Below are 25168 nucleotides of genomic sequence, written 5' to 3'. Positions count from 1 at the left end.
CAAAAGCCTTCGTGATAATCCACTATCCATCCGAATCAACCCCTCATCATTTCATTATACGGATAAATTAAACGGAATATGTCAAAATTATAGATTAACTTAATAAAATGACGTTATTTTTTAAACAAGATGATTTAAAGGTCCACGACCATGCCCTAAATCAAGATTAGCCTTTAACGCTTTAGTAATATACAACTTCGCATTTTTTACACTCGTTTGAACATCATAGCCTAATGCTAAATTACTCGTAATCGCAGAAGAAAGTGTACATCCCGTCCCATGTGTATTAGGATTTTCAATCTGCTCTCCTAAAAACCATGTCACTTCTCCATCAACGTACAATAAATCATCTGCACAATCATCCAAATGACCACCTTTAATTAAGATATGTCCTTTATAAAAGGATGCAATCTTTTTAGCGGCTAAAACCATTTCTTCTTTTGACTGAATGTTAAATCCACATAAACACTCAGCTTCTTGTAAATTTGGCGTAATCATTGTAGCCAATGGCATCAATTTTTTAATTAAGACGCTCATTGCTTCTTCATTTAATAAGCGACTTCCACTCGTAGAAACCATCACAGGATCAAGAACAATAGAAACAGCTTGATACTCCATTAACTTTTCGACAATTGCTTCAATAATAACCGACGATGAGACCATTCCAATCTTCACACTATCCGGTACAATATCCGTAAAAATAGCATCCAATTGAGCACGTACCATCTCAGGGCTCACTTCTTCAACCATTGTAACTCCTAATGTATTTTGCGCTGTTAATGCCGTAATCGCACTCATTCCATAAACACCGTGTGCGCAAAACGTCTTTAAATCCGCCTGAATTCCGGCACCTCCACTACAATCTGATCCCGCAATACTTAACACTTTTTTCATAATACCCAATCCCTTTTTAAATTTTTTGCAGCTTGCATTATATCATCTGACGCTAAAATAGCTGATACGACTGCGACTCCACAAATTCCGCTACCAGTTAACTCGTCCACATTATCTTCATCAATTCCCCCAATCGCAACGACTGGAAGATTCACAGCCTCGCAAATTTCTTTTAATACCTGTAGGGGAACATGTTTCGCATCCTTTTTGGTGTCAGTAGAAAATACAGCACCAACACCTAAGTAATCCGCACCTTGTCTTTTGGCAATTTGAGCTTGTTCAACAGTTTGAACTGATACTCCAAGTATTTTTTCTTCACCTACTAACTTTCTAACTTCATCCGCAGGTAAATCATCTTGGCCAATATGGATTCCATCTGCATCAGACTGAATCGCCACCCAAACGTTATCGTTAATCATAAAAGGAACTTTATACGTTGTAGTCAATTCCTTTAACTCTAAAGCTTTTAATAAAAACTCTTCATCGCTTAAATTCTTTTCTCTTAATTGAACCATGGTCACACCACCTTTAAGGCCTGCTTCAACTTGTTCAACTAATGATTGATCTTTAGTCCAATGTCGGTCAGTCACTAAATATAGACTTAAATCTTGCTTATTTAGTTTCAATCTTCATTCCTCCTTCAAGAATGGTTTCATTTAATGTGCTCATTGCATCAATTAAATGCATTTTAAAACTTGAAGTTCCTTCACATTTGGTTGCTGCGATTTCTCCACATAATCCCATTGCACAAATTGCAGTAACTGTTGCCTCTATTACCTGATTTGGATTAGCTCCACAATATGCTCCAATCACCGCAGTTAACATACAGCCTGCCCCTGTAATTTTAGACATTAACGGATGCCCATTTCGAATCATAAAAACTTGGTTTATATCTACTACTAAATCAATAACACCACTGATGGCAATCACAGCACCTGTTTTTTCACTTAATGTTCTCGCCATTTCGATTACTGAATCTATGTTTTTATCAGTGACTAAATCGGCTGCACTAGCATCTACCCCAAGTGTCTGACCTGTTCCAGCCGCTAACGTCTTAATCTCAGAAATATTCCCACGAATAACTGAGAACTTCACCTCTTTAATCAATCGTTCGACTGTTTCAGTCCGAAGTGTCGATGCTCCAGCCCCAACTGGATCTAAAATAACCGGATGATTTAATTGATTTGCTTTTTTACCAGCCGTAATCATTGCCTCAATTGTACGCGAATTTAAAGTTCCAATATTAATGACAAGACTTTGACAGATCGTCGTAATCTCTTCAACTTCAGTCATTTCATCTGCCATGATTGGAGATCCACCACAAGCTAAAATAATATTGGCACAGTCATTAACGGTCACATAATTCGTGATATTGTGTACAAGTGGTGTTTGGTTTTGAACATTCTTTACGATTTTTTTTAACATTAAAATTCCCCCCATCATCAAAAAAGGGATGGACCATAGGCCCATCCCTTACATCAAAACGATATACGTTAAAATTCCAGTACATTCCCTACGTTGGCATTATCCAAATCAGGTTATAGGTCGACGCTCCATTTCGCATCCTCTCAGCCGGCTTGGGCCAGCTCCCTTTCCATATTTAATTATACTTAACTTTATCATACGACTTAAACTCCGTCAACAACATAACTCTAAAAATCAAAATGAGCATCAGGTTCAGCCCAATGGTGACTAAAACGAACATACTATCCTTTGGCTCCGACGAATAAAATACAAGATATAAAAGAGGGAGTTGCAACACATATAAAGGAACTGAAAGTTGCTTCACTAACTTAAATACCTTTGATTTGAATTGAACCTTCATCAACACGACCATAATGCCTAGTACACTAGCAATCGGTAATAAAAAGTTCCAACTAATAGAAAGCAGCAATAAAATCCCACAAATTAAACTCAGATTTAATAAATGCTTTCTTAATATCATAAATACAACTTTTTGATAACGTGCAACCCACATCCCAACCATAACAAAGATTCCTGGCCCCCCAGCTAACAAACCAAATAGACTCAAAATTTTTATATTTTGTGTAAATCCCATTAATAAATAAAACACAAACAACGTCACAATCAAAGACGCCTGACTTCCATCTAAAAACTGTCCCATTATCGTATGCTGTAAGATTTCAAACAACGAAACTTCCTCACCAAGATAAATCTGAACCAATCCCATTAAAACGTTACCTGATACAAACATCAAAAACAAGCGTATTGCCCTTTGAAACATCCTCTTTTTAATCAATCGATTTGCTTGAATTGAAAACTTCCTAAATTCTACCCCCACCAAAAACAAATAAACAGCTAAAGCGCCAGTTCCTAGGGTTTGAAGAAACTGAAGTATTAAATCAGGATGGCTCACTCGTTCAATCACTTGGTGAAACAAAATTAAAATCAGACAGACGCCTTGAATACATTCAATATTCGATTTATTTAAAAATGCATAGCTTCCGTGGCCATAAAAATATGATTTATATGCCAAAAGCACTGGCATCAAAAATGCTACAAACATAACTAAAATCGTTGAGCTACTTATATTTAGAACCATAATCCACCTCTTTTCTCACATTATATAACGAACAAAAATTATTCAAAACAAAAACCATGTCGAGCGACATGGTTTTATTTTAATGTTGATGAGACTAGTTATCCTTTAGGATTACGCCGAGCTAACCGCACACCTCAACCTTTTATCTAATCCAGCTTCGAGCGACAATCTTTCTATAAAGTCTCCTAATGCTACTAAACTCATAAACCGAGTTTTGAGCATTAGCTACGACTTTTACGCAAGATTACCCGTCACTCTCAGCCTTTTATTTACCTGATGATCCGAGTGCTCCTGTTCCGCGTTCTGATTCGATTTTTAATAAGTCTTCGTAGCTGATTTCTTCAATCGCCATTTTCGGAACTTCAACCATCATACACTGTGCAATTGCTTTTTCATATGGATAAACGATGCAATCTTCAAAGTTTTGTGCGACACTTTCCTTTGCGATCACTAGACGTTTATTATTATGATTCGTCATCGGAACGAACCATTCTCCACGGTATCCAGAATCTACCACTCCGCAGCGCTGTCCGATTCCTTTTGTTCCTGTTGAGCCGCGTTCTTTTAAAATTGCCACATAATCTGTTGAGAATGCTGATGCTAATCCTGTTGGGACTAACTTCGTTTCATGCGGTTCAAACGTGATAAAATCTTCTTCAAAGCACGCATACACATCAAACGCACCGTCTTCTAGGCGTTTTGATGGAATGATTGCGGATGGTTTTACCTTCGCAAAATTAATTTTTAACATGTAAATTCACTCCTAAAAATCTTCTAGCAAGCACACTTGCCCCTTTTCCAATGACTGTGCAACATTAATAATACGTTGGTTGCTACTACCACGGAACCTAAGTTTTAAATTTTTCAACTCTTGAATAAATGGACCATCGACTAAAACATCGCAATACATAAGGATTGCCTTTGTTTTAGGATGTGCCATAATTTCCTCAAATGTATATCCTGAATAAATCCAAATATTTTGATTTGTTTCAGATTTTATACGTTGAACTAAATGCAACAAATCATTATCGCGCACCTGATCCATCGGCTCTCCGCCTAAAATCGTCACACCCGCTACATTTGGATTTTTTAAATGCTTAATAAAATCATCCTCAACTTCTTTCGTCCAAGCATGACCATACTTAAAATGTTGATAATCTCTATTAAAACATCCCGGACAACCATGAGTACACCCTGATACAAATAAACTCGAACGAATCCCTACACCGTTAGCTGTATCAAACTTTCGAATCTGTGCATAGTTCATTCAATTCACCACTTTTCAACAAAATTTAATCTGTTATTAGTGTATCACAATATTCATTATACTAATAATTATGTACTCTTAAAAGGGGATGCCTTTAAAAGACATCCCCTCTCATTATTATTCTTCACAAATTAACTCAAATATTTCTTCTTTTGAACTAGCATTTAATAATTTTTCTCTAAAGTCCTCGTGAATGAGTTTTCGCGAAAGAGCGGCTAGTGCCTGAAGATGTAAATCGGCTTCATGTCCTTCAATGGCTAGCATAAAGATTAAATGAACCTTTTCTCCATCAATCGCATCATAATCGATTCCCTGTTTCGATACTCCTATCCCAATGCAACACTGCTTCACATACTTTGATTTCGCATGAGGAATTCCGATTCCAAATCCAATGCCTGTATTTCCTTCAGATTCACGTTTATATAAATCTTTTTTAAATTTTTTAACGTTTTTAATATAACCATTTTGATTTAATTGTGTTGCCATCTCTTCAAATAATTCATCTTTTGTTTGAGCCTGTAAATCCAAATTAATGTTCTCTAACTTAATTAACTCTGCTAGCATCGCTTTTCTCCACCCCTATTATTTTTTTAACAATCGTTGACGATATCCTCCATAGATAATAGCTCCCACTAATGAACCAATAAAAATAGCTAATACCCATTGGAAAGCACCTGTTACGACTGGTAAAACTAAGAATCCACCATGAGGAGCTGGAACTTGTACTTTCATTAAATAAGTTAAAACAGCTGAGATAGCAGAACCAAACATTAACATTGGAATCACACGTAATGGATCTTTGGCTGCAAACGGAATGGCACCTTCTGTAATATGAGTAAATCCTAGAATATAGTTAACGAGTCCAGCTGCTCTTTCTTCTTCATCAAATGCATTTTTAAATAAGGTTGTTGCTAAAGCAATCACAAGTGGTGGTGTAATACAAGCAGCCGAAACACCCGCCATAAAGTAATAATTTCCTTGGGCTAAAAGCATGGTTCCTGTTACATAAGCCGCTTTATTAACAGGTCCTCCAAAGTCAAAAGCACACATACATCCAATTACAATTCCTAAAAGAATGGCATTACTATCTTGAAGATCTGCCAACCAACTCATAACAGCATTATTAATTGCTGCGACTGGTTCCCCTAAGAAAAGCATTAACATTCCCGTTAACAATACCCCAATAATCGGTAAAATAAAAATGGATTTTAAGCCTTCAAATTGGCGTGGAAGGCCTTTTAATAAATGGATTAAACCAAGAACTAAATACCCAGCAAAGAACCCAGCCACGATTCCTCCAATGAATCCGGCACCCGTATCATTTGCAATCATCCCACCAACAAACCCAGCAATTAAGCCTGGGCGCCCAGAAATTGAAGACGCAATATACGCTGTAAAGACTGGCACAATAAATCCAAACGCAACGCCTCCAATTTGTTTTAGCATCGCCGCGAACTGGTTATACGTTTCATGAGTTGGATCCGCAGAATGGATTCCCCACAAGAATGAAATAGCAATTAAAACACCACCTGCTACAACAAGTGGTAGCATATGAGAAACCCCGTTCATCAAATGTTTATAAATACTGTGTCCAACGCCTTGCTTTGCAACAGGTTCTTCTTTACTTGAATGAGTTGGTTTACTTCCACCTTTAATCGGAGCAGTTTCCGCTAAAATTTGTTCAACTAAATATTTCGCTTTATGAACTCCATCTTTTACAGATACTTCGATGACACGTTTTCCAACAAAACGATCAACTCTCGCATCCTTATCACAAGCAATAATAACGCCAACTGCTTCTTCGATATCTTGAGGTGTTAACTCATTTTCAACGCCAACTGCTCCATTTGTTTCAACCTTAATTTCTACTCCTAATTCTTTTGCTGCCTTTTTCAACGCTTCTTCCGCCATATAAGTATGCGCAATTCCCGTTGGACATCCTGTAACAGCTACAATTTTCTTCATACACGTACCCCTCCGTATTTTAGATTTATATTTTAATAGAGACTCCTTTTCACAACGATTAAACTTTGTGAGATTATCTCTAAGTAATGCCTTGACTCAGTAAAACGAATTTTTCCCCACTAGAGGAGAATAGCTAAGAGCCTTTTGGCTACTTAGCATGGGGGCCCGCCCCATTAAAGGATGATAGCTAAGAGCCTTTCGGCTACTTAGCATGGGGGCCCCACTAGTATCTGCGTAACATTTATTTCTTTCATGTAAGCTTTATATTCATTAAAATCACCTAGTCCGTAAGACTGTGCAACATTCGCTCCTACGGCCGATCCTTTTTTCAAAGCAAGCTCAACATTCGTCTTCCACTCACTCAAAAACGCCGCCAAACAGGCATCTCCTGCACACGCCGAGCTCACAAGTTTTACCGGTTTTGCTTCACAGAAATACATTTTTTCACCATTGAAAAAATACATCCCCCTCTCACCAAGCGTCAGTAAAATATTTTGAGCCCCTTCTTGGTATAAAAACGTCAAAGCTTCTTTTATATCGTTTTCCGTCTCAAGCGTTAATCCAAAAATATCTGCTAACTCTTCATCATTTGGCTTAATCAACTTAGGTCGATACTTCAATAAATCTTTTAACTTCTTAGAACTGATATCGAGTACGACCTCAATATCTTGAGCCTGACAAAACTTTATAATCTCATCATAATAACTTTCATCAATACTTGGTGGTAAACTACCACTAATCACAAGCGTCTCGCAATCTATTGCATATCTAAGTTCCTCTAACAACTCCTGTTGGACACCCAAATTAATAAAAGGCCCCTTATTCACAAACTTATACTCTCCATCAGGCACTGTAATAAACGTATTAATTCTTGTATTTTCTTCAATCCAACACGGTCGAACTACAATCTCTCTTTTCTTTAATTCATCCACAATATAACGTCCTGTAAACCCTCCGAAGAAACCTAAAACAGTACTATCAATGCCAAAATACTTTAAAGTCAAACTGACATTAATGCCTTTTCCATTCGGTGAATATACAATATCAGATGTGCGATTCACTTTATTTAAATCCGATGTCTGCGATAAAAAATTCATATCAATAGCTGGATTCGCAGTCAATGTATAGAGCATCATTCATCCCCCTTTTTTTAAATCTTACCTTCTCTCTTACACTTTCATTGTACGCCAAACTCTCACGAAAATGTTTTCTTTATTTAGCGCTTACAAACTTAAATCTTTCTGATATAACCACGCTTTTTAGATTTTCAATATTTTCAAAAAAATAGCTACCTCTTCGAGATAGCTATTTCTTAATAATCCTTATTTCTCTAATAATTAGAGATTGTGCTTCATATCGCCCCACTAAAGGAGGATAGCTAAGAGCCTAACGGCTACTTACCGCGGGGGCACACCCCACCAAAGGAGAATAGCTAAGAGCCTAGCGGCTACTTAACGCGGGGGCCTGCCCCAACAATTGAGGATTTCTAAGAGCTCTTTTCATTCGCTACTTAGGTTGGGGTCCCCATATTCAATTAAATAATCTATGATGACTCGCGAGATGACTTGGAGTGGGATTCTTGAGGTGACCTCGAATTCTTTAATTGAAATATCGCGATGCTTCTCTCCAACAATCATGATATCTGCTAATGAATTTAGGGTACTATTTTTTTCACAACAACATCCTACTACCTTGACGCCATTTTCTTTAGCATTTTTAACAGCGTCTATAATCGATTCTGTTTCTCCCCTTAATGAAAAAACGATCACTAATTCATTATACTTAATGTTCTTAGCCAGCTTCACCATAATATTTGGGTCATTAATTAAAAAAGCATTATATCCCATTAACTTAATTTTTGCATCAAATTCCTGTGCTACTAATTCACTTAATCCACGCGCAAATAGATAAATACGTTTCGCTCGATCAATGGAATTCACAACTTCTACTATATCTCGTAACGAAATGTTTTCAATCGTTCGGCTAACTTCAATCAACGATTTTTCTAAAATTCGGTTCACGCCTTGATAAGCCATGATTTCTGTATCTTGCTTATTTTGATTTAATAACCGATATCTTAATTCAGTAAATCCATTCATCCCAATTTTTCGAATCGTACGACTCACCGTCGCAGGTGAAGTAAAGGTTAAATCTGCAATATCGACAATGGACATATTCATTAGCTTTGATTCATTGTCATTTAGAAAATCAACAATAATTTTTTCACTTGTCGTCAATTTTTCTTCTACCTCTTTTACTAGTTCAATTAACACCGAAATCGCCCCCTAGTCAAATATATGCTTAACGTTTACAAATTATAAAAGTAGGAATGATATTTAATCGTTCGAACGAATATATTGATAATAACTAGATATGAAACGAGGTGTTTATTATTAATTGGCGAAATGTAAATTCAGTTAAAGAATTGAAAACTCTTGGAAGCTTTAAAGAAGTTAAAGAATGTATTAGATTGGATACTAAACAAAAAATTACTGCCCGTGGTTGGGATGATCTTTTCAAAAAAATAAAAGAAATCACCACACCATCAGAGCAATACTTTATCTCTCCGTCAATCGAATACATTTTCTACTTAGTTGAACTAGATGGCGAAATACGAATGAACAAGCTAAATATTACAAGTAAACTATTTAAAGACAAAAAAGAAGCTAAATCATGGCGAGATAAAATCTCAAAACTGATCCATCCAGACGTATGCCCTCATGCAAAATCTAGTGAGGCTATGATGAAACTCAATGAACTTTATCAACAAATGACAGGAAGGGAGTAATTCATATTAGTAATGATCTGATTCCTTATAAAACAGGAAAGGACTTAAACTATAACGAGCCTGAACTATCAGATAAAGTCACCCCTAAAATGAAAACAGAAATCTCAAATGCTTGGAAAAATAGTGTCCTAATAGATGGAAAAGGATGGATATGGGTTAAAAAGGAAAAGCTACATAGCATTTTAAGAACAACAAAGGATAACATCAACTTTATTGTGATGAAAATGCCTGATGAATACAAACGAACTTATGATGGTAAACTTTACATCAGAGGATTTAAAGTTATGGAGCAAATTATTAAATCTGAAGAAGAAAATGGAACTGGAACTAAGGGAATTAACCTTCAAGCCTCTAAACAATATTACGAACAAATACACATGTGTGATACCGTTAAAATGTTACGGCTTGATTATGATAACCAGCTGAAAAGCGATCGCTCCAAACTTAAGAAAAAACGTCGTAGTACCTATAAAATTACGCACGACGAGCTAACTGGTGAAAAACTAAAAACAAATTATGAATTTTCTCATATTCGTAGTTATTCTATGTTTCGAGAAATTGCCAACAATATTGATAACGGTCTACTCGTTAACAAGGACATCCATCGCCAAATTACTGAGCGGGGAATTAATAACGAAGATCAACTATTAAAATTCTGTGAAGAGCACGGCTACAAAACCGACTGGTATCTTCCCTATAAAAAACTATTTCCATAAAAAAAATGGCGAGGACTTACGTCCACGCCATTTTTTTTATTAACTTTTCAAAAACGTTTGATTTCGCCTTTTTTTACTCAATCTAGCTTCCTCATGCATCCTGGCTATCAAATTCGATAAATCTCTTTGAACAAAAACGTTCAATTGGCTTTCTCTTCATTTGTACGCCAGGATAACCGCATGATTCAGCCTTTTATATTCAATCCAGCTTCCTCAAACAGAAGCCCTATAAAGTTTCTTTCCCCTAGATGACTAAAAAACAGCCATCTGTGAAAGTTCACTTTTACGGGCTTCTAAGCGTTTGATTCAGCCTTTTATATTACAGATGCATAACACGACATTTAATTTCCGCTGTTTTCCCTTTATTCCAGAAATTGTCTCCCAAATAACCACAGGTACGACGAATAACATTCATCTTCGCTTGATCCTTATTATGGCAATTCGGACATTCCCATGATAAGTCATCATTTAACGTAATTTCACCTTCAAAGTGACAAACATGACAGCAGTCAGACTTCGTGTTAAATTCAGCGTATTGAATATTATGATAAATATAATTTACTAATTGTTTTAATGCTTCTAAATTGTGTTGCATATTTGGAATCTCAATGTATGAAATGCATCCACCTGTTGAAATCGGTTGGAATTGAGATTCAAATTGTAACTTACTGAACGCATCGATTTCCTCACGAACATCGACATGATAAGAATTTGTATAATATCCTTTATCAGTAATATCCTCGATTTGACCAAATTTCTGTAAATCAATTTTTGCAAAACGATAGCACAATGATTCAGCCGGAGAACCGTATAATCCAAATCCAAGACCTGTTTCAGCCTTCCACTTCTTCGTTGTCTCTTCTAATCGTTTCATTACCTTAAGTGCAAACGCCTCACCTTTAGGATCAACGTGAGAAACACCTGTCATTAACTTCGTCACTTCATATAACCCGATATATCCGAGTGAAATGGTTGAATATCCATCCATTAATAACTTATCAATCGTCTCACCTTGTGGTAAACGAGCAATGGCTCCATATTGCCAATGAATTGGAGATTCATCTGCTAACGTTCCTTTTAAGGCATTGTGACGGCACATAAGTGCTTCAAAACATAAGTCTAAACGATTATCTAGTAAATCCCAGAACTTCTCTTCATCTCCTGCCGCTACAATTCCGATTTGCGGTAAATTTAAGCTGACAACCCCTTGGTTGAAACGTCCTTCAAATTTATACTCACCATTTTCATCTTTCCATGGTGATAAGAAACTTCTACACAAACGAGGGTATATTTCTATACTGGTTACTCGCTCTGACTATATCTTCGCTCAGGACTCCCACATCCGTCTACGCGCCCTGCACTTCCAGTAGGTGCATCCCCTACTGTACTCTACTCGCTTCTTCACTCAATCACGTTGAGCTATGCTTTCGATAGTCGATTGACTTTCTATATAATCTTCATAATATTTAAAATAATAACCCCTATAATCTGATTTTGTTCTTCCTCTACATCGGTTACTTACCATCCCTAGTGTTGTCACATTAAAATGATTTTTTAGCTCCAATAAAGTATCAAATATTGACACCTCGTTTGTGAGCTTAGATATTGCAACACATTTTCTAGCAGATGGAGTTTCTTTACCTCTTTTTCCAAACATTCCATTTCTTGAACCTCTTAAACCGCCGTTCCTTCTCATCGGATTTTTATCTCCGATTTTACTCAGTCTAATCTTCTCTGAAATGGCAGTTTTATTAGGATGACTAGATAATGTATCGCCGCCGCATTTCCCTTTACTTGATTTTGTATTGTATCCCTTATTTACAGCATCAAAATAATTAATCCAATACAGTTCCTTTTCATCAAGTTCTTCTTGAGTTACAGCAACATCAATTTGCTCAATACAAAATTTATCTGGCCCATATTTCTTTATTGCCCTATAAAATTTTGTATCATGCTCATCCTTTTGATATCCAATATGACGACTAAATCTCTTTTCAAGAGTTTCACTTGTTTGGCCAATATAAATTTTTTGATTTGAAGTACAAGTTATTTTATATATTATGATTTTTATCACTCCATTTTGATGGAGATTATATAGCTTAGCACTGGATTACCATATGCCATAGCACTTAGGCTTCCCAGTTAGCACACTCTCAAACAGTCATTTCCTACTGTTCCAAATAAAATTGTAGAATGCACACCTGTTACGCACATAACAGTTCACAAGGTTTTACATGAGCCGAGAATTGACCCATTGGGCTAAATACATTTCCTTCATAAATCTTACGCATTTCTTTAGCAGAAATATAATCCGGATATAAACGTTTAGAACTACATTCAACCGCTAACTCCGTAATATAATCATACTTACCACCCTCTAAACAGTTATGCTCATGTAACACATAAACTAATTTAGGGAACGTTGGCGTCGTATAAATACCTTTTTCATTCTTAATTCCTTGAATACGTTGTTTCAAGATTTCCTCGATAATTAAAGCAACCTCTTCAGCATACTCATCATCTTCATTTAAATTTAAAAATAATGTAACAAATGGGCTCTGCATTACCCTCCGCCTTATTTCTAAGGGGACTGACTATCTCTTCATCCGGTCTGGATGGGTGGCGCTTCGGAAAAAGGACTTTCACCTTTAACCTACTCCCATTACGGGATAGTCGATACACCTTTCCTTGATCAAATAACATCATCTTTATTTAATCTAGCTTTCCCATATATTACAACTATAAAATTAGATTAACCCAATATGAGTAAAAAACACTCATACCGGCTTTCTCTTCATTTTTACGTCGCAATATTCGCATGGTTCAACTTTTTAGGACTTGGCACGATATTGGCATATTACTCTATAACTTTAAAATAAACTCCTCTATAACAACACTCTGTTTTACCCTTCATACATCGACATAAACTTCCATTAGATTTTCCATTTTTAGAAACTGAAATTTCTGCAAGTTTCATTGAGTCAAAAACCTCACCGGTATTTAAATTAATTATTTTTTTCACCTTTCTTTTTGAAGGTTTTTCTGGCTCGATAATATTATTATTCTCATCTAACCATCTAAAAACCAATCCCCCTGTACTCCCTCGTGTACCTCGACATACAGCGGAAATATGTGAAAAATTTAAATCAAGTATTTTAGAACACTCCATTGCAGACTCATAAATCTGATTATTAGTTAAACAAATAATTGGTTTAGAAGTAGGACTCAACTTTCCCGTCTTTCCATACGCATGATTCAACACACCTTTTTGAGACTCACCAATTTTACGTTTAGTTTCTTCTGAATGAGACCCTATAGAATCTCCTCCACCTTTAACATTGTATCCCCATCCACCTTCAATTAAAGAATTATATTTTTGAATATAACCTAATTCTTTTTGATTTAATTCTTCAACAGAACTAGCTATATCTATTAATTCTTTATCAAAGTTATCCCATCCATATTTTTTAATAGCTCTAGCAATAGGATAATCTTTAGTATGTTTAAAGTTTGGTGAGTTTTTATGAGCTAATAATCTTTTATTTAAATCTTTTAACGTTTGACCTATATAAACTTTATTATTTAATTTATTGGTAAGTTTATAGATATACATTTGAATATTCCTTAATGAGTTATTATAGAGTAACTTAGCGTTCATCGTTAGCATTTCTATACGAAACACACCCTACATTTGTAGGTTCACCACCTGTTCATCTTATTATTCCTAATAAGCGCGGCCAATTTTAACCGTTTGTTGTCATTAATGTATTAATTTGGTATTGAATTGTTTGTACTCCAGATGCGAGTTCTTTTTTCATTAAAGCCTCTACCGTTTGGTCAAGCTCTACTTGTGATGAGATACACTCTTTTAACATATTATAATACTTCATCTTACTACGGCGCAGATACTTACCTAGATGACGAATATCAATTGACTGTCCACCATATTGACTGCTTGCTACTTGAGCAATAATCTGAGTCATTACTGTACAAGCGACTTGGAATGACTTAGGACTTTCAATCATACGCTTATTAATTACAGTTCCGTTATCTAACATATCTTTGATATCGATTAAACAGCAGTTAAAAATAGATTGCATGAAATAATCCATATCATGGAAATGAAGAACTCCCTCATCGTGAGCTTGAACGATACGAGCCGGCAACTTCTTACGACGTGTAATATCTTTTGAAACTTCTCCTGCAATTAAATCACGTTGAGTTGAGGCCATCATTGGATTCTTATTCGAATTCTCATTCATAACCTCTTCGTTATCTAATTCAATTAAACTTAAAATACTATCATCCGTTGTATTTGTTTCGCGCTTAAATTGTTGAATCGCACGGTAACCTTCATATGCCTTAGCTGTTAACTCATGTCCATTTTCAATTAACTTTAAATAGACAAACGTTTCAATCTGAAAAATCGTTGGAGTGGTATTTAATGTATCAAAAATTAAATTAATTTCATGGGCAATCTTCTGTGCTAATTCCTCATCAACTACCCCGCTTCCAAACTTCATTGCTTTTAAAATGGCTTGATAAATTTTATTTTCATCAAACACTACATGACTTCCATCGCGCTTAATTACCTCACGCATTAGACCATCTCCTATACCATTAGACATAAAAATCTCCATCCCTTCGTTTGTCCAATATGCTCGAAAAAAACAAAAAGATGAAGATTTAATATCTCATATAATACTAGAAAAAAACAGATTATTCAAGCAAGATGTTTATGTAAATTCAGGACATTATTTTCATTAAATTTGAAAACATTTACTCCTTTACTTTTAAGAAATTCATGTTATAGAGCTAAAACAAATAGCCTAAATTTTATGTTTTTTTAATCTAGCTTCAAGTGGCAACATCCTGGCAAATTCTCGATAGTCACTTGTGCCTATGCCACTACGGACTCTCATCAAATTTCAGCGGATGTTAATCGCCTCTTTCAGCCTTTTTTGTATAATCTAGCTTCCACAACCTAACGCTTGAGAAAAATCGAAAGCAACTTAGGTTTCACACATCGAAACCCTATTTACTTTCTTGCATTTTTTCAAGCATCAAAACGGTTGTCTCAGCTTTTTTTGTTAAACGGATAAACTGGGATGAAAGTTGCTACTAAAATAAATACTACTCCAACCATAGCCAGTCCAATATATCCTATATTAAAAACGGCTGGATATTGTTCAGACACGTGAAATAGTGTTAATTTTCCTAAATTCATGATTTCAAAGAAACCTTGATTGGCTAACCATCCATAACTTATTGAAAATAAGAAAGCTCCAGCTAGTCCACCTAAAATGGCACTGATTGCTTTTTTAAATCCACCGGTCATCGCACCTGCAACACAAGTTCCAGGACACGTTCCAACTGATCCAAATCCAAGCCCAAAAATTAAACCACCGATTACAACGCCTAAATGAAGTGGCTTAACACTTAAATGAGAAACATCAAACCATCCGAATCCATAAAAAATAGATAATAAAACACTCGCCAATCCAATTGCAAACACAATAATTTTCATCAAAGTTAAATTTTGAAAACTCAACATTGAAATTAGATTATCCATATTAGCTGCTCCCACTTTATATAACGCAAATCCAAAAAATCCACCTAATAAAATAGCTAAGACAATCATCATCTTACAGGCTCTCCTTTCTTTGACGTAATCGAGTCACAATCAGTGCTGTCGGTATGGCAACCACAAATACTGAAGCCGCAAAAGCATAACCACTCACACTTCCTTGCATCATCCCACTCATCATATGACCACTCGTACAACCGCCTGCCATACGCGCTCCATATAACAATAAGATTCCACCAATAAACGGTAGCACATAAGTACGCCATACATTTTGCTTCACTGAACAAGAAGCGTCCTTTTTAATCTCACGACGTTTTGAATCTAATCAATAACCTATATATCCTCCCACCGGAATCGCTAATACAAACACAAAATTATAGTTCCAGGGATGTTGAATTTCCTCTGCAATCTTCCCATTGTCCTTTTGATAGTATGCATTTTCCTCTAAGGCGTCAGGATTAATCGCGGTATGAATGATTCCACTTAGTACACTAAACTGAGTTGAAACCCCGACTGGCTTTACCAACCAAATCGCTAAGAAAAACGATAAAGCTAAAATTATAGCTGCCTTCATCCATTTTGGCATCTTCATCACTCCTTTATGAATCTAGTATATACAAAATAAAAAAAACATTCCGTGACAAAGTCACAGAATGCTCTCCATCTCTAGTACCACAATTTTTCCACGCTCTAGTTGAATCAATCCTTTACGCTCCATCGCTTTTAACGTCCGACTCACGACCTCACGTGACGTCCCAATATCAAATGCAATCTGCTCATGCGTCTTATAAAACGTCACACGCCCCGATTGCTTATGACTATTTTGCTTCAAATAACCAAGTACCCGTTCCTCAACGCTTGAAAAACTAATCTGCTCAAGCGTCGTGACCACACTCGTAAACTTGCCATATAAATTTTGAAATAAAAACTGTAAATAAGTCGGATGATTCATTAAATACTTCTCAAAAATCGGCATTGGAATAATCGCCAACTCACAATCTTCCTCCACCTTCACATACGCATATGTCTGTGATTTAGCTAACGCACAAATCACGGTCATAAAACAACTATCCCCTTTTTCTAAACGATAAAGCGTCACCTCACGCCCTTCCTCATTCAATCGATAGACACGAAGCTTCCCACTTAGGATAAATGAAAATCCCCAACAAGCCTGACTTCCATTGATTAACATCTCACCCGCTTTAAATTGACGTCCGTTAAGATGTTTTTGAATTTGGTTTAGAGCCTCTTCATCTAATTTCTTTAAAAATGGATAATCCTTTTTTAACAACTCTAACATCTCGACCCCTCCTAAACAAAATAGGATTGCACCTTGCAATCCTATTATATACCTTTTATTGATAAACTAACACTTCACCGACTTCATCTTTAACCGTTATACTGATGACATCTAAATACAAATAATCCCTGTACTCTCCTTCCTCTATTCTTGGCGTTCCAATCACTTCAATCCAATCATCCACTGCTGGCCACTCTCCCTCATAATTTAAAAAGAAGCCACCCCAGCCATCATCCCCACAACAACCAGGTCCGAATCGATACACAACATGAAATTCTGGTTCATCACTATCATAATCAACACCATAAAGACCTTCTACCTTGACAACACGATCCTTATACAAATCAAAATTAAAGAAAATATCAGAAATCTGAAGTAAGAAATACTTTTCTCGAATCTCTAAAATTCCTTTTTCCTCAACCTCAGTTCCTAAAGTTAAAGAATCAGCTTCTAATACTTCTGGCTCAACAAATTCAAGTGTCTCAGTTATACGACTACATCCTGAGCAACTAATCATCGTCAACATTAAAAAAAAACCAATCGTTTCATTACCTTTTCACCCCTTTACTCACAAAAGATAGTAACGAATAAATAAAGAACATCACAATATTCATCGCAACTACACTAGCACCTGGCGGTGTTGCGGCTAAATAAGACATCACTAACCCTAAAAAGAAACAAATAAATGAAATAAAAATCGAATGAATCATGACCCATTTAAATGAACGACATAATCGCATCGCTGTTAAGGCAGGAAATACAATTAAACTAGAAATCAACAAAGTTCCCATCAAGCGCATCCCAAGCGTAATCGTTAATGCTGTTAACACAGCAAGTAACATTTTATAAAAGCCAACCCTAATCCCCGTTGCCTTCGCGAATGTTTCATCAAACGTAATCGCAAACATTTTATGATAAAACAAAATAAATAAAAGTAAGACTAAAGCTGAAAGAACCATACTCAAATAGACGTCTGACTGTGTCATTGCTAAAATGCTTCCAAACATATAATTACACACGTCTAAATTCATCCCCGTCGTTAAAGACATCACCAAAACCCCAATAGATAATGAGCCTGTTGAAACTAATGCAATCGCAGCATCGCCTTTGATTAAGCTATTTTCATTCATTCGCAGCAAGAAAAATGCTGCCGCTACCACAACCGGAATCGCAAATGATAAGGGTGCCACATTTAAAACAGAGGCAACAGCCAACGCCCCAAATCCAACATTCGATAATCCATCCCCAATCATCGAATAGCGTTTCAAAACTAAGCTTACTCCAAGCATCGCACAGCAAAGTGAAACCAATAGACCGACAACCATCGCCCGTACTAAAAAGGGATACGAAAACATCTCAACTAAAATCTCAATCATTTAGAATTCTCCCTTTTTCAGATGAACGACCTGTGTTGCATGCTCTATTTTGTTTTCTATATCATGGGACACCATCACAATTGCAATCTTATTTTCTTGATTAATTCGATGCATTAAGCGATAAAAATCTTGCGTTGCCTTCGGATCTAAATTAGCTACCGGCTCATCTAAAATCAATAATTTCTTCGTTGCACATAACGCCCTTGCTAACAAGACACGTTGTTGTTGTCCGCCTGATAATTCACGATAACAACAATCACGCAACTCATAAATTCCTAACTCTTTCATCCACTTTACAGCTCGCTCTTTATCTGATTTCTTATACAGCGGTAGCCATCCACACTGATTCAAACATCCTGATAAAATAATCTCCCAAACACTAGCCGGAAACTCTTTTTGAATCACGGTTTGTTGAGGTAAATACCCTACTTCAGATTGTTTTAATGTCTCATTAAATATAATCTGCCCACTACTTGGTTTCTTTAAATTTAATAACCCCTTTATCAACGTACTTTTCCCTGTTCCATTTTCTCCAATCACCCACACATAGTCACCTTCATGAACTTTAAAACTAAGATTTTTAATGACTGTATACTGATCATATGAAAATGAAACACCTTCAACATGTAATAATTCCACGTGTCTAATACCTCCCTTTTTAATCACATTTATCAGTTTAAAATCATGCTCACTTTAGCATCTTGACTTTTAATGTAATAGGAGTAAAGACTTTGATAAGTTGGTTATCTATAGTCCCCCTCATCAGCAAGAAATAAACAATGAGTAGCGTAACCCTTAGAAGAGGATTTGGGGGCAGTAGCGATTCCATCTTATCTTTTGTTAAGGAGCAGACCACACAAGTGACTTCCTCACAGTGGTGATTTGGTTCAATAGACAGATGTAAACTCACCATTAGATAAGAAAACAAAACAAAAAGACATATTAAAAACGCCCATCTGTCTTTATATTGTCTCATCATAAGCTCTCCCCCCCTTCATAAAAAAAGGATTGCCCTTTAAGGGCAATCCTTTTATATACGTTTTGTTACCCATCCTATCAATGAAAATAGAATAAATACAACGGCATTCACAATGACAACACTCGCTCCTGCTGGGAGTGAGTATAAAAATGACAATGTCATTCCAATAAAGAAACAAACAACTGAAACAAATCCAGCAGAAATAATCACTGACTTAAAACTATTAAACACACGCATTGAAGTTAAAGCCGGGAAAATAATAAGCGAAGAAATCAACATTGTTCCCATAATACGCATGCCTAATACGATCGTAATAGCCGTCAAAAAAGCAATCAACATATTATAAAGTTCTACCTTAACACCTGTTGCTTTAGCAAAGTTTTCATCAAATGTCGTTGCAAAAATACGATCATAAAATACCACAAACAAAATAAATACCACTGCTGATAACACAATACTAATATTTACATCATTCTTCGTCATTGCCAAAATACTTCCGAACATATAGCTATTAATATCTGCATTCAAACCAGTTGTTAACGACGTTACCGTTACCCCAATCGCAATGGATGTACTCGAAATCAATGCAATGGCTGCATCCCCTTTAATCTTACTATTTTGACTAATACGAAGTAAGAAAAAGGCTGCCACGACCACAACCGGTACTGCCACTTGAAGTGGCGCTAAATTCATCGCCATTGCGATGGATAAGGCTCCAAACCCAACATGCGATAATCCATCACCAATCATTGAATAACGCTTTAGCACCAAACTCACCCCAAGTAAAGCTGAGCATAGTGCCACCGCGCTCCCAACAATAATCGCACGAACCATAAAACTATACGAAAACATTTCCTGCCAAATACTAATCATGCTTAATATCTCCTACATGACGGCACGCATTCGTGTGACACAAATACTCTGCCGGCGTCCCATAAAATAATACTTCTTTTTTCAATTGTAAAATCTTTGTTGCATGATTAAGTCCACTATTCATATCATGTGTGACCATAATAATACTCATGCCATACTCTTTATTCAATTCCTCAATCAATTGATACAAATTCGCGGTGGTGATTGGATCAAGTCCCGTCACCGGTTCATCAAGTAATAACACTTTCTCAGAAGCACAAAGCGCCCTTGCAATTAAAACACGTTGCTGTTGACCTCCTGATAAATCGCGGTAACACTTATTCTTTAAATTTTCAATCTTCAATTTCTTTAAATTCTCCATCGCGCGTTGCTTATCTGCTTTTGAATAGAAGGGACGCCATCCGCGCTTATTTAAACAACCTGATAACACGACTTCATAAACTGATGCAGGAAAATCACGTTGTACAATCGTCTGTTGTGGAAGATATCCAATTTCATTTTGCTTTAACGAAGAACTAAACTCAATACTTCCTGACTTAGGAGAAACCAATCCTAAAATTGATTTCATTAACGTACTTTTACCAGATCCGTTATCCCCAACAATGCAGAGATAATCCCCTTCATTTAATTCAAAACTGACATCTTTTAAAGCTTGTGTTTGATCATACGAAACATTAAGCTCTTTACAGGTTAAAATACTCATCTTAATCAAGCCCTACTTTTAAATTTTCAATATTTTGTTGCATCAATGAGACATACGTTACCCCATTATTAAAATCTTCTTTTGAAACATTATGCGTAGAATGAAGTAATAACAACTGCGCACCTGTTTCTTCACTAATCATCTGACCAATCTTTGGATCAATTAATTCTTCATAATAAATAGCCGGAATATTATTAGCTTTAATCTCACTAATCATCTGAGCCACTAATGCTGCACTTGGTTCTGCTTCAAATGGAGCTGATACATAATCAATTCCATAGTCTTTCATTAAATACTGCAGGGCAAATCGTCCTGAATGATAAATCGTTGTACGTTTAGCATTCGCTACTACATCTTGTAACTCCTGGTCTAATTTATCTAATTGTAATTGATAAGCCTCTGCATTTGTTTCATAATAATCTGCATTCTCTGGATCAATCTCACATAAAGCTTCTAAAATATTATTTGCCATCACTTTTGCATTCTTAGGACTTGTCCAGATATGTGGATCATACGTATGATTATGTCCATCATTTGCCGTATGTTCTTCTTCCTCGTGATCGTGATCTTCTGCTTCATGATCATGATCATCTTCTTCCTCAACTCCTGTTCCAAGTAAAGTCACACCTTGTGAAACATCTAAAACATAAACATCCTGACTGTCAATACTTTCAACAATTTTATGAGCCCATGTCTCCATCGATTCCCCTGTATAAATAAATAAATCTGCCTTATTGATTTTAATAATATCCGCCGGTGTCGGTTCATAAGAATGGGACTCCATCCCTGGAGGTAATAATAATGTTACCTCTGCTTTATCACCCGCAATTTGACGCGCAAAATCGTACTGTGGAAATAACGTCGTGACAATTTGTAATTGATCAGTATCTGATGTTGACGTGGTTTTAGACTCTCCACTACATCCGACTAAAATTAAACTCATCATGATAGACATCATATATATCAATTTCTTCAACTTTAAATACCTCCTAAAAAAAGTCATACTCTCTATGTTATGTCTATTATAGCATAACTTCATTCAAATGATAGCCATTATCAATTAAATGAATATATGTGCAATCACTCATACAACGTCAAAAAAAACTAGGAAATTAGCTTCCTAGTTTGAAACAGAAATATTTTTACCGATGAAATAGATAAGTCGCGTTAATTTTTTAAAGTGTCCAAAACTAATCTGGACTTATATCATTTTAAGTTTTCTTAATAAAAGAATGATGACATTTTGGACAAGTAATCTCAATTTTTCCTTTTCCTTTTGGAACACGTAATTCTTGTCCGCATTCCTTGCATTTATAATATCGATACTGACGCTTTGTTTTAAATTGGCGGTATTTATTCATCATTTTCGTCTGAATCGGATACCAATATCTTAAAAACAAGATATTTTCTTGGTGTCTCTTCATTTTATTTTTAGATAACATACGATAATAACAATAAACTAATGGAATCCAAGCTAAGATGATTAGCCATTTCCATCCTAATAATTGACCAATTAACGTGATAAAAATACTTAAAAACAATAGTCCAATCGAGAAATGATCAACCCCTGTTCGTCCTTCCATAAATCGTTTAAACCACTCCACAATAACACCTCACTTTATTCACTTAAAATCATTATACACCTATCATGTTAAAAAAACCGCGATTTTTTTCGCGGTTTTAATTTTTATTCAGTCAAGCTCTCACCATTTGTCGCAATCACTTCTTTATACCAATAGAACGATTTCTTTTTATAACGTTCTAACGTTCCTGACCCATCATCATGACGATCCACATAAATATATCCGTAACGTTTTTTTAGTTCAGCAGTTGAGGCACTGACTAAATCAATACATCCCCAAGATGTGTAGCCCATTACCTCTACTCCATCTTCGATGGCTTCACGTACTTGAACTAAGTGATCGTTTAAATAATTAATACGGTAGTCATCCATAACTGTTTTATTTCCATGTTCATCTTCAACTAACACATCGACTGCTCCTAATCCATTTTCAACAATGAATAATGGTAATTGATAGCGGTCGTAGAATTGGTTTAAGACATAGCGTAATCCTTGAGGATCAATTTGCCATCCCCATTCAGATGCTTTAAGGGTTGGATTTGGAACTCCCCCCATAATATTTCCTTTACCAACTACCTTTTTGGCTGGATCAGCGGTTTCGCAGATACTCATGTAGTAACTAAATGAGATAAAGTCCACCGTATGTTTAAGGATTTCTTCATCACCTTCTGCAAACTTAATTTCGATATTATTTTCACGGAAATAGCGTTTCATATAACCTGGGTATACCCCTCTCACATGAACATCTGAGAAGAAATAGTTCATATGTTCTGCTTTCATCACCGCAATCATATCATCTGGATTGGGTGTCAGTGGATAAGTTGGCATACTCAAAATCATACATCCAATTTTAAAATCTGGATTGATTTCATGACCAATTTTCACGGCTAAGGCACTAGCCACTAATTCGTGATGCACGGCTTGGTATAAATCTTGTTTTGTCAATTTTGATTTATCTGTGTAAATTCCACCACTTAAGAATGGCGCATGTAACACGGAGTTAATTTCATTGAATGTTAACCAATACTTTACTTTATCTTTATAACGTGTAAAAATCGTACGAACATAATTTTCGTAGAAACCGATTAAATCACGACTCACCCATCCATCGTATTTTTTTGATAAGTGTAATGGCGTTTCGTAGTGAGAAATAGTGACTAATGGTTCGATTCCGTGCTTCGCTAATTCATCAAACACGTTATCATAAAATTGTAATCCCGCTTCATTTGGCGTTGCCTCATCCCCCTGCGGAAAAATTCGCGACCAAGCGATTGATAAACGGAAGGTTTTAAATCCCATTTCAGCAAACAGTTTAATATCTTCTTTATATCGGTGATAGAAGTCTATTCCCACTAACTTCATATTATCAACAGTTGGCTCTTCTGTAATCGGCCCCATGATTCCTTTAGGTGCGACGTCTTGTGTTGAAAGACCTTTTCCGTCTTCGTTATAAGCTCCTTCAAATTGGTTAGCAGCTGTCGCTCCTCCCCATAAAAACCCGTCTGGGAAACGTTTCGTCATGTCTGACACATCCTTTACTTTTGTGATGCTTCCCTTATATCACACCCAATTCCTTCGTTTCAATAGATGTCAAAAGACCTGGTTGAATGATTCAAAATCATCAACTAAATAGGATTTAAAACTGAAACAGTGTTACAAAAACTTTTTGTATAAATCGTGATATTCATTAATCTCTTCGTATCTTTTATTTTGTCTGATACTATTTTCAAAATTTTGCGAAAAAAGAATCGCAAATAATAACTCAAAAATATATTCAGCTGACGTTTGAAAAAGTAAAGTTCCCATATCTGAAAAACGGTGAACGTTATACACATAAAGGTGTTCAGTGCTTAAACCCGCTAATGTTGAATTTTTAGATTCTGTTATCATGATGATTGGAATATTCTTTTCTTGAAGAAGTTTTGCTATCCGAGCGAGCATGACGTTTTCTCCAGTCCGACTGATCATCATGGCAACATGACCTTCACTTGACACCATAGCCTGCATGAACTGAGCGTTACTTCCGTCTTGAATCGCGCTATTTTTCCCTGCATAAAGAAAATTGGCAGCTGCATATTTTGCTAGATGCAAGTTGTTATCAAAAGCATAAAGGTCGATAAAAGTTGAGTGATTTAAAAGTTTAGCCACTCGTGTCAATTGATCAAGGTCAATTCCTTTTTTGGTTTCTTCGATAGCGGTCATTTTTAAGGCGGCTACTTTGTTTAAAATAGTATGAATGGACTCATTTGAGGTAATTGGATTTTCTCGATTAATGTGTCTTGGGGTTTGACTAATTTCTTGAAGGTATTTTAATTTAAATTCCCCATAACCACTCATGCCGACTTTTTGACAAACTCGAACAACGGTTGCAGCTGAGGTATGCGTTAAAGTGGCTAATTGACGTGATGATAGTTTAGCAATTTCTTGTGGATAGTCAAGGAGGTAATCGACCACTTGAATTTCGGAGTTCGTTAGTTTGTTGAGTTGCTTTAGTTCTTTTAATTCCGTTACTAGCTTCATGATTTCACCCGTTTCTTTTCTCTCTTTATTTTAACTGAAATGATGACTGGCTGAC

The 25168-nt window shown here is 36.0% G+C and carries 30 protein-coding genes and 1 riboswitch; of the genes, 2 read left to right on the top strand and 28 right to left on the bottom strand.

Features of this window, described 5'->3' with window-relative positions:
* Nucleotides 1-120: 120 nt before the first annotated feature.
* The 10 genes from thiD to QWC74_RS03115 all read right to left on the bottom strand — a co-directional run bounded on the left by thiD (nucleotide 121) and on the right by QWC74_RS03115 (nucleotide 8962).
* On the bottom strand, nucleotides 121-894 hold the full coding sequence (thiD, locus tag QWC74_RS03160) for a bifunctional hydroxymethylpyrimidine kinase/phosphomethylpyrimidine kinase (protein WP_006785855.1): 774 nt from the start codon (nucleotides 892-894) through the stop codon (nucleotides 121-123).
* Nucleotides 891-1520: a thiamine phosphate synthase gene (gene thiE / locus QWC74_RS03155; RefSeq protein ID WP_006785854.1), complete on the bottom strand. Its 630-nt coding sequence runs from the start codon at nucleotides 1518-1520 to the stop codon at nucleotides 891-893. Before thiE ends, thiD begins: the two co-directional genes overlap by 4 nt.
* Nucleotides 1507-2319 (bottom strand): hydroxyethylthiazole kinase, encoded by an 813-nt coding sequence (thiM, locus tag QWC74_RS03150; RefSeq protein ID WP_006785853.1) that lies wholly within the window; start codon nucleotides 2317-2319, stop codon nucleotides 1507-1509. Before thiM ends, thiE begins: the two co-directional genes overlap by 14 nt.
* A gap of 67 nt (nucleotides 2320-2386) precedes the next feature.
* Nucleotides 2387-2497: riboswitch (TPP riboswitch) on the bottom strand.
* Nucleotides 2495-3457, bottom strand: coding sequence for a hypothetical protein (locus QWC74_RS03145; RefSeq protein WP_006785852.1), 963 nt, complete (start codon nucleotides 3455-3457; stop codon nucleotides 2495-2497). It overlaps the preceding riboswitch by 3 nt.
* 265 nt (nucleotides 3458-3722) lie before the next feature.
* Complete coding sequence (locus QWC74_RS03140; RefSeq protein ID WP_006785851.1) at nucleotides 3723-4208, bottom strand: dUTP diphosphatase; 486 nt, start codon at nucleotides 4206-4208, stop codon at nucleotides 3723-3725.
* 12 nt (nucleotides 4209-4220) lie between these two features.
* Nucleotides 4221-4724: an anaerobic ribonucleoside-triphosphate reductase activating protein gene (gene nrdG / locus QWC74_RS03135; protein WP_006785850.1), complete on the bottom strand. Its 504-nt coding sequence runs from the start codon at nucleotides 4722-4724 to the stop codon at nucleotides 4221-4223.
* A gap of 117 nt (nucleotides 4725-4841) precedes the next feature.
* Nucleotides 4842-5288, bottom strand: a complete 447-nt coding sequence (locus tag QWC74_RS03130) for a PTS sugar transporter subunit IIA (RefSeq protein ID WP_082410054.1) — start codon at nucleotides 5286-5288, stop codon at nucleotides 4842-4844.
* An 18-nt stretch (nucleotides 5289-5306) separates the two neighbouring features.
* Nucleotides 5307-6689 carry a PTS fructose transporter subunit IIC gene (locus tag QWC74_RS03125; RefSeq protein WP_006785848.1) on the bottom strand — a complete coding sequence of 461 codons (1383 nt, stop codon included), beginning with the start codon at nucleotides 6687-6689 and terminating at the stop codon, nucleotides 5307-5309.
* Nucleotides 6690-6895: 206 nt separating this feature from the next.
* On the bottom strand, nucleotides 6896-7822 hold the full coding sequence (locus tag QWC74_RS03120; RefSeq protein WP_170837659.1) for a 1-phosphofructokinase family hexose kinase: 927 nt from the start codon (nucleotides 7820-7822) through the stop codon (nucleotides 6896-6898).
* A gap of 366 nt (nucleotides 7823-8188) precedes the next feature.
* On the bottom strand, nucleotides 8189-8962 hold the full coding sequence (locus QWC74_RS03115) for a MurR/RpiR family transcriptional regulator (RefSeq protein WP_006785846.1): 774 nt from the start codon (nucleotides 8960-8962) through the stop codon (nucleotides 8189-8191).
* 110 nt (nucleotides 8963-9072) lie between these two features.
* Here QWC74_RS03115 and QWC74_RS03110 point away from each other — a divergent pair, with 110 nt between their 5' ends.
* Nucleotides 9073-9477 (top strand): hypothetical protein, encoded by a 405-nt coding sequence (locus tag QWC74_RS03110; RefSeq protein WP_006785845.1) that lies wholly within the window; start codon nucleotides 9073-9075, stop codon nucleotides 9475-9477.
* Between the two features lie 89 nt (nucleotides 9478-9566).
* On the top strand, nucleotides 9567-10193 hold the full coding sequence (locus QWC74_RS03105) for an HNH endonuclease (RefSeq protein WP_009606513.1): 627 nt from the start codon (nucleotides 9567-9569) through the stop codon (nucleotides 10191-10193).
* 319 nt (nucleotides 10194-10512) lie between these two features.
* Here the strand turns inward: QWC74_RS03105 and nrdD (QWC74_RS03100) are convergent, their stop codons facing one another.
* From nrdD (QWC74_RS03100) to QWC74_RS03015, 18 genes are all read right to left on the bottom strand, one after another.
* Complete coding sequence (gene nrdD / locus QWC74_RS03100; protein ID WP_006784258.1) at nucleotides 10513-11472, bottom strand: anaerobic ribonucleoside-triphosphate reductase; 960 nt, start codon at nucleotides 11470-11472, stop codon at nucleotides 10513-10515.
* A gap of 126 nt (nucleotides 11473-11598) precedes the next feature.
* Nucleotides 11599-12267 (bottom strand): GIY-YIG nuclease family protein, encoded by a 669-nt coding sequence (locus QWC74_RS03095; RefSeq protein ID WP_006784257.1) that lies wholly within the window; start codon nucleotides 12265-12267, stop codon nucleotides 11599-11601.
* Between the two features lie 130 nt (nucleotides 12268-12397).
* Nucleotides 12398-12757, bottom strand: coding sequence for an anaerobic ribonucleoside-triphosphate reductase (gene nrdD, locus QWC74_RS03090; RefSeq protein ID WP_006784256.1), 360 nt, complete (start codon nucleotides 12755-12757; stop codon nucleotides 12398-12400).
* A gap of 293 nt (nucleotides 12758-13050) precedes the next feature.
* Complete coding sequence (locus tag QWC74_RS03085; RefSeq protein ID WP_157753420.1) at nucleotides 13051-13851, bottom strand: GIY-YIG nuclease family protein; 801 nt, start codon at nucleotides 13849-13851, stop codon at nucleotides 13051-13053.
* Between the two features lie 85 nt (nucleotides 13852-13936).
* On the bottom strand, nucleotides 13937-14794 hold the full coding sequence (locus QWC74_RS03080; RefSeq protein WP_006784254.1) for an anaerobic ribonucleoside-triphosphate reductase: 858 nt from the start codon (nucleotides 14792-14794) through the stop codon (nucleotides 13937-13939).
* Between the two features lie 476 nt (nucleotides 14795-15270).
* Nucleotides 15271-15837, bottom strand: a complete 567-nt coding sequence (locus QWC74_RS03075) for a YeeE/YedE thiosulfate transporter family protein (RefSeq protein ID WP_006784253.1) — start codon at nucleotides 15835-15837, stop codon at nucleotides 15271-15273.
* A 1-nt stretch (nucleotide 15838) separates the two neighbouring features.
* Nucleotides 15839-16060, bottom strand: a complete 222-nt coding sequence (locus QWC74_RS03070; protein WP_006784252.1) for a YeeE/YedE thiosulfate transporter family protein — start codon at nucleotides 16058-16060, stop codon at nucleotides 15839-15841.
* A 45-nt stretch (nucleotides 16061-16105) separates the two neighbouring features.
* Nucleotides 16106-16366 (bottom strand): hypothetical protein, encoded by a 261-nt coding sequence (locus QWC74_RS03065; RefSeq protein WP_006784251.1) that lies wholly within the window; start codon nucleotides 16364-16366, stop codon nucleotides 16106-16108.
* 60 nt (nucleotides 16367-16426) lie between these two features.
* Nucleotides 16427-17080, bottom strand: coding sequence for a Crp/Fnr family transcriptional regulator (locus tag QWC74_RS03060; RefSeq protein ID WP_006784250.1), 654 nt, complete (start codon nucleotides 17078-17080; stop codon nucleotides 16427-16429).
* A gap of 55 nt (nucleotides 17081-17135) precedes the next feature.
* Complete coding sequence (locus QWC74_RS03055; RefSeq protein WP_006784249.1) at nucleotides 17136-17606, bottom strand: hypothetical protein; 471 nt, start codon at nucleotides 17604-17606, stop codon at nucleotides 17136-17138.
* Between the two features lie 22 nt (nucleotides 17607-17628).
* The gene (locus tag QWC74_RS03050) at nucleotides 17629-18456 is read right to left on the bottom strand and encodes a metal ABC transporter permease (RefSeq protein ID WP_006784248.1); all 828 of its coding nucleotides are present in this window, start codon (nucleotides 18454-18456) and stop codon (nucleotides 17629-17631) included.
* Nucleotides 18457-19095, bottom strand: a complete 639-nt coding sequence (locus QWC74_RS03045) for a metal ABC transporter ATP-binding protein (protein WP_006784247.1) — start codon at nucleotides 19093-19095, stop codon at nucleotides 18457-18459. It lies immediately after the preceding gene.
* A 391-nt stretch (nucleotides 19096-19486) separates the two neighbouring features.
* Complete coding sequence (locus QWC74_RS03040; RefSeq protein ID WP_006784246.1) at nucleotides 19487-20308, bottom strand: metal ABC transporter permease; 822 nt, start codon at nucleotides 20306-20308, stop codon at nucleotides 19487-19489.
* Nucleotides 20301-21011, bottom strand: a complete 711-nt coding sequence (locus tag QWC74_RS03035) for a metal ABC transporter ATP-binding protein (protein WP_006784245.1) — start codon at nucleotides 21009-21011, stop codon at nucleotides 20301-20303. The genes QWC74_RS03040 and QWC74_RS03035 overlap by 8 nt, the downstream gene beginning before the upstream one ends.
* A gap of 1 nt (nucleotide 21012) precedes the next feature.
* Nucleotides 21013-21987: a metal ABC transporter substrate-binding protein gene (locus QWC74_RS03030; RefSeq protein ID WP_006784244.1), complete on the bottom strand. Its 975-nt coding sequence runs from the start codon at nucleotides 21985-21987 to the stop codon at nucleotides 21013-21015.
* Between the two features lie 235 nt (nucleotides 21988-22222).
* Entirely contained in the window at nucleotides 22223-22615 is a 393-nt protein-coding gene (locus QWC74_RS03025) for a hypothetical protein (protein WP_006784243.1), read from the bottom strand.
* Between the two features lie 83 nt (nucleotides 22616-22698).
* Entirely contained in the window at nucleotides 22699-24114 is a 1416-nt protein-coding gene (locus QWC74_RS03020) for a glycoside hydrolase family 1 protein (protein WP_006784242.1), read from the bottom strand.
* Nucleotides 24115-24246: 132 nt separating this feature from the next.
* Complete coding sequence (locus QWC74_RS03015) at nucleotides 24247-25113, bottom strand: MurR/RpiR family transcriptional regulator (protein WP_006784241.1); 867 nt, start codon at nucleotides 25111-25113, stop codon at nucleotides 24247-24249.
* Nucleotides 25114-25168 lie beyond the last annotated feature (55 nt).

This window comes from uncultured Turicibacter sp., assembly GCF_938044715.1.
GTDB classification, from domain to species: Bacteria; Bacillota_I; Bacilli_A; order MOL361; family Turicibacteraceae; genus Turicibacter; species Turicibacter sanguinis.
The sequence above is the reverse complement of the archived record's forward strand: the minus strand, read 5'-3'. Positions and strand labels throughout refer to the sequence as shown.

Bases quoted from the DNA above. Each gene is read 5' to 3' on its own strand.
- thiD (WP_006785855.1), bottom strand. From the start codon at position 894: ATGAAAAAAGTGTTAAGTATTGCGGGATCAGATTGTAGTGGAGGTGCC.
- thiM (WP_006785853.1), bottom strand. From the start codon at position 2,319: ATGTTAAAAAAAATCGTAAAGAATGTTCAAAACCAAACACCACTTGTA.
- QWC74_RS03145 (WP_006785852.1), bottom strand. From the start codon at position 3,457: ATGGTTCTAAATATAAGTAGCTCAACGATTTTAGTTATGTTTGTAGCA.
- QWC74_RS03140 (WP_006785851.1), bottom strand. From the start codon at position 4,208: ATGTTAAAAATTAATTTTGCGAAGGTAAAACCATCCGCAATCATTCCA.
- nrdG (WP_006785850.1), bottom strand. From the start codon at position 4,724: ATGAACTATGCACAGATTCGAAAGTTTGATACAGCTAACGGTGTAGGG.
- QWC74_RS03130 (WP_082410054.1), bottom strand. From the start codon at position 5,288: ATGCTAGCAGAGTTAATTAAGTTAGAGAACATTAATTTGGATTTACAG.
- QWC74_RS03125 (WP_006785848.1), bottom strand. From the start codon at position 6,689: ATGAAGAAAATTGTAGCTGTTACAGGATGTCCAACGGGAATTGCGCAT.
- QWC74_RS03120 (WP_170837659.1), bottom strand. From the start codon at position 7,822: ATGCTCTATACATTGACTGCGAATCCAGCTATTGATATGAATTTTTTA.
- QWC74_RS03105 (WP_009606513.1), top strand. From the start codon at position 9,567: ATGAAAACAGAAATCTCAAATGCTTGGAAAAATAGTGTCCTAATAGAT.
- nrdD (WP_006784256.1), bottom strand. From the start codon at position 12,757: ATGCAGAGCCCATTTGTTACATTATTTTTAAATTTAAATGAAGATGAT.
- QWC74_RS03085 (WP_157753420.1), bottom strand. From the start codon at position 13,851: ATGAACGCTAAGTTACTCTATAATAACTCATTAAGGAATATTCAAATG.
- QWC74_RS03080 (WP_006784254.1), bottom strand. From the start codon at position 14,794: ATGCGTGAGGTAATTAAGCGCGATGGAAGTCATGTAGTGTTTGATGAA.
- QWC74_RS03075 (WP_006784253.1), bottom strand. From the start codon at position 15,837: ATGATGATTGTCTTAGCTATTTTATTAGGTGGATTTTTTGGATTTGCG.
- QWC74_RS03065 (WP_006784251.1), bottom strand. From the start codon at position 16,366: ATGCCAAAATGGATGAAGGCAGCTATAATTTTAGCTTTATCGTTTTTC.
- QWC74_RS03060 (WP_006784250.1), bottom strand. From the start codon at position 17,080: ATGTTAGAGTTGTTAAAAAAGGATTATCCATTTTTAAAGAAATTAGAT.
- QWC74_RS03055 (WP_006784249.1), bottom strand. From the start codon at position 17,606: ATGTTGACGATGATTAGTTGCTCAGGATGTAGTCGTATAACTGAGACA.
- QWC74_RS03050 (WP_006784248.1), bottom strand. From the start codon at position 18,456: ATGATTGAGATTTTAGTTGAGATGTTTTCGTATCCCTTTTTAGTACGG.
- QWC74_RS03040 (WP_006784246.1), bottom strand. From the start codon at position 20,308: ATGATTAGTATTTGGCAGGAAATGTTTTCGTATAGTTTTATGGTTCGT.
- QWC74_RS03035 (WP_006784245.1), bottom strand. From the start codon at position 21,011: ATGAGTATTTTAACCTGTAAAGAGCTTAATGTTTCGTATGATCAAACA.
- QWC74_RS03020 (WP_006784242.1), bottom strand. From the start codon at position 24,114: ATGACGAAACGTTTCCCAGACGGGTTTTTATGGGGAGGAGCGACAGCT.
- QWC74_RS03015 (WP_006784241.1), bottom strand. From the start codon at position 25,113: ATGAAGCTAGTAACGGAATTAAAAGAACTAAAGCAACTCAACAAACTA.